At 58.0% G+C, this 4224-nt stretch carries 4 protein-coding genes; all 4 read left to right on the top strand.

The window, feature by feature from the left end:
• Nucleotides 1-1075: hypothetical protein (locus ACZM96_RS09805; protein ID WP_489488826.1), on the top strand; the 1075-nt coding region annotated here is incomplete at its 5' end.
• Nucleotides 1072-2127, top strand: a complete 1056-nt coding sequence (locus ACZM96_RS09800) for a radical SAM protein (RefSeq protein ID WP_489488825.1) — start codon at nucleotides 1072-1074, stop codon at nucleotides 2125-2127. The genes ACZM96_RS09805 and ACZM96_RS09800, both read left to right, overlap by 4 nt.
• 8 nt (nucleotides 2128-2135) lie before the next feature.
• Nucleotides 2136-2831 carry a queuosine precursor transporter gene (locus ACZM96_RS09795; protein ID WP_489488823.1) on the top strand — a complete coding sequence of 232 codons (696 nt, stop codon included), beginning with the start codon at nucleotides 2136-2138 and terminating at the stop codon, nucleotides 2829-2831.
• A 10-nt stretch (nucleotides 2832-2841) separates the two neighbouring features.
• Nucleotides 2842-3783, top strand: coding sequence for an SLC5/6 family protein (locus ACZM96_RS09790; RefSeq protein WP_489488821.1), 942 nt, complete (start codon nucleotides 2842-2844; stop codon nucleotides 3781-3783).
• Nucleotides 3784-4224 lie beyond the last annotated feature (441 nt).

Here is a 4224-nt window from a genome sequence, read left to right as displayed (position 1 = left end):
CGACGGTCACACGGACGCGCTTTCCGTGTTTGCGGGCAAAACGGGATATTACGCGCTGCGGGACCGTTTCGGCTTTCTGAACCGCTTTTCTCCGTACAGCCTGTACGAGCCGCACCTGAACATGTATGAGGCGACCTTCTCGAAGCCCCTCAGGGATGTCATGGACGAGCGGGCCGCGGAACTGTGGAACAAATCCCGCCGTGAAGGCCGTGACCTGTACCTTTTCTGCTCCGGCGGCGTGGACAGCACGGCCATGACCATAGCCATGCTGAAAAACGCGGGTGGCAGCCTTCGCGGCCTGCACGTCGTCTATACCAAATACTCCGTGGAAGAGTATCCGGCGTTTTTCGAGCATCTGCGCGCCGCGGGCGTGGCCATGCACTTCGTGCTTCCGGGGCGGGCCCTGGACAAGGCGCAGCAGCAGGCGATGGAAAAAGGATACGCCCTGACCGGCTGGTGCGCCGATCAGCTCTTCGGCAGCCTGATCAACCACAATTATCCCGACTGGTATTTCCGCGACTGGCGCGACTGGATAGGCTTCGACGACGCCGTGGGGCAGTTCGAGGAAGCCTTCCGGCACTATGGACTGCCGGTGCGGACGCTCGGAGAATTTCTGTGGTTCATGAATTTTTCCTGCAAGTACGACTTCGTGAAGTACACCGACGTCATGCTTACCGGGCGTCTCACGGGCCGGATGCTTTCCTTTTACGACACTCCCGAATTCAACGCCTGGAGCGTTTCCAACTTCGACGTGCTTCATCAGTATCCCCAGCAGGATGCGGAACACTACAAGGCGCAGCTCAAAGACTACATTTTTGCGTACAACGGCGACAGGGCCTACCGCCTGCACAAGGGCAAGCAGGCGTCGTGGCCCATGAAGCGCGAGGGGGACGCCCGGGAGCTTTGGACCTATCCCGTGTGCGTCATTGCCATGGAGAGCCCGGAACGTGTGCGCGTGGAATCCGCCGGCGTGGAACTTCCGGAGGATGACGAGAAGGCCGCGCGTCTTCGCGAAGCCATGATGAAACGTCTGCTCTCGGATTATCAGAAAACCGATGCCTGGAGGCAAGCATGATAAAGATAGAAGTGAATGTCGGAAGCTACTGCAACTATCAGTGTTCCTACTGCTTTGAAAACGGCGAACCCTCCGTGAACAGGGAAGTCACCAGGGTGTCCGTGGAACATCTTTCCCGCCTTGCGGAATACATCAGATGGCTCAAGACCAGCGTCATGCCCGAAGAGGACATCGTCGTGGTGATATTCGGCGGCGAGCCCTTCATGCGTCTGAACGACATCGCCGAATTCGTGCATGCGGCCGATCCCTGCCTCCTGCGGGTGCATATCATCACCAACGGCTCGCTCGCTCAGGAGAATATCGACATTCTCAGCAGAATGAGAAGCGACAATCAGTGTCAGATTTATATCGTGGTCTCGTACGACTACGCCTTTCAGAATGAAACTCGCAAGGCCGACTCCTATGAAACCGTGAGAAACAACATCCGCTTTTTGTACAAGAACGGATTCACCAACAAAACCATATCGGTGTTCAGCGCGAAGAACATTCATCGCATGGATGAAGTCTTTTTTGACTTCCTCGAACTCCGCAAGGATCTTCCCGAGCTCATGGCCGTGTTCAACATCGACCGCTTCGGCGCGTTCTTCACCGACATCGACGAAGACGCGGTGCGGGCGTCCCTTGCCAGGATACAGGCGCACATGCAGGAGCATCCCGAACTGAAAAACGCGTTCTTCTTCAACGACGGGCCGGGAAGAATGCGCCGCGAAGGCCTGAGCGACACGTTTTATTCCGTGGTCTATCTGGCCATGTACTATGACGGCTCCCTGTACCCCGGCTATGAAACCGCACTCGAAGACAAGGCCGTTGCCGATCTGCTGAAGTTCGGCAGCATCGACGACGACTTTGAAAGCATCCAGCAGAACAGGGCGGCGCTGCTGGCAAAGCTTCCCAAGGGCATTCCCGAGGGATGCATGACGTGCAACAATCTCTGCCGCGTCATTCCTTGGCGCACCATGACCTCCGATCTTTCCGAATGGAACGGCATGCCCAAGGATCCCGCCCATTGCAGGATTCACGCTCTTCTCACGGAATATCTGGTTCAGGAGTAGCCGTTCTCATGGAAATGCGCAGTTGCGAACAGAAAACATCCGTCTGCTATACGGTTTTCTGTGCGGTCTTCGTGACCTTCTTCATCATCGATCTGTTTCTGGAAATAAAAGTCGTCAACGCTTTCGGCCTGAATGTGACCACGGGCATTTTCACGTTCATCGTCACCTATGTGATCGACGACTGCCTCACCGAGCTTTACGGCTATGCCCGAGCCCGCTTCGTCATGTGGATAACGTTTTTCCTGGCGATTCTCGTGGTGGGGATTTTTCAGCTGAGCGTGGCGCTTCCGGCGGCCTCCTGCATGGGCAGCATGGCGGAGGCGTACGACAGGGCGTTCAGCATGGGGCCGCGCATACTCGTCGCCATTTTGTGCGGCTATGTCGCCTGTTCCACGGTCAATTCCTGGATCATGTCCCGGCTCAAGCTGCTGAGCCGGGGCAGGTACTTCAAAAGCCGGGCGTTCATTTCTTCCGTGTTCGGGCGGGCGCTGGATGCGCTGGTGTTTCATGTCATCGCCTTCTACGGCATTCTCAGCCTGAAGGAAGCCGTCGGCTTCGCCTGCACCACCTATCTCATTCAAACGGCGGTGGAAACCATGACGCTTCCCGTTTCTTCCAGACTGGTGAACTGGGTGAAGCAGAAAGAAGGCGCGGACGCCTATGACACCGACGTGTCCTACAATCCGTTTTCACTCAGGGTTTGAGGAGGCAGCCATGCAGAGAGATGTAAAAACAGGAGCCTCCATTGCCGCGTCGTGGGCGTGGGGCACCTCGCTCATCGTGGGCATGCAGATAGCGCAGCAGAAAGGCCTCGGAGCCTGGGCCGTCTGGGCCGCGGCCAACACGCTCACGCTGGCGTTCTTCGGCCTGCTTGCCCGCTGCGGCCTTCTCGGGCGGCATGTCTTCGACCGCCCCGGGATAAAAGTCATGGCGCTGGTCATCCAGTGCTTCTGCCTCGTCATTCAGATGAACATCCTGTTCATGGTGCTCAGGGACATGGGCGTTCCGGAAGGCGGAGCCTCTCTTGCCGCCGCGGCCGTGGGCTGGGCGTTCACCCTTGCCATGTACCGGCACGGGCTCTCCGCATCCATCTGGACGGACTGCTGGCAGTGGGGCATGACCATGCTGGCCATTGTGGTCATCATCGGCATGGGGCTGTGGCAGGATGTTCCGCGCATCGCGTTTCCCGAAAGTTCTTCCGACGACATGCTCTGGGGCCTGTGGAGCGCGTGCATCCTGCTTTCGGGGCCGATAGGCGACGTGCAGCACTGGCAGCGGGCGGAAGTGACGGAACGCGGCACGGCGTTCTTCTGGGGGAGTTTCTTTTTCGGGCTGTACATGCTGCTCGTGCTCGTCATGGCGCGGCTGCAGTTCACCACGGGCATGAATCTTGTTCTGCTTGTCGCGGTGCTCTGCGTGACGAGCTCCACCATAGATTCCATTGCCGTGGCCATGCACGAAATCAGCAACAGGAAGGTCGGAACCGTGGTCGCGCTTCTGATCTGCTCCTTCTGGGGCGTGTTCGCCCATATCGGCATCATCGAGCTGTGGAGCAGGGCGGGCGTGTTCCGCGTGGCGTTCGCGCTGCTGATTCTCGGCACGGCGTGGAAGGCATGGCGGCCGATTCTCGACGCTTCTCTGAAAAGTGCGCATTAGGAAGGGAAGGAAAGTGTTGCCGACACAATCCTCCCCGGATGCGGACTCGTTCCCGAATTGAGTGATCCGGGTTTCGCCCCCAGGAGAATGGCAGTTCCCCTGGGGGCTTTGTTGTCTGTCCATGTGGCGGATGACCAAAGCCGCCATGACTGCCGCCGTTTTTCGGCGGGCCCTGCGGGCGACCTTCAAGGCGGACGGAATGTTCATGGGCGTGCGAATGAAACATGTGCTGAAAGCGTGGGCACATGGGGAAGTATTTCGGGGGATCGGGGCTTTCCATCAGAGAAAATAACGTGTCTCCACCAGTGCAATCCCGTAAACAATAAACGGCTCCTCAAGATGAAGAGCCGTTCCTGGGAAACGCCGGATGGCGCAGCAATACGGAAGAACCGTCTATACCATCGTCTAACTCGGTCGAAAAGACCGGTTTACGCAGCGAGC

It is taken from the genome of Mailhella sp., assembly GCF_057866825.1.
The sequence above is the reverse complement of the archived record's forward strand: the minus strand, read 5'-3'. Positions and strand labels throughout refer to the sequence as shown.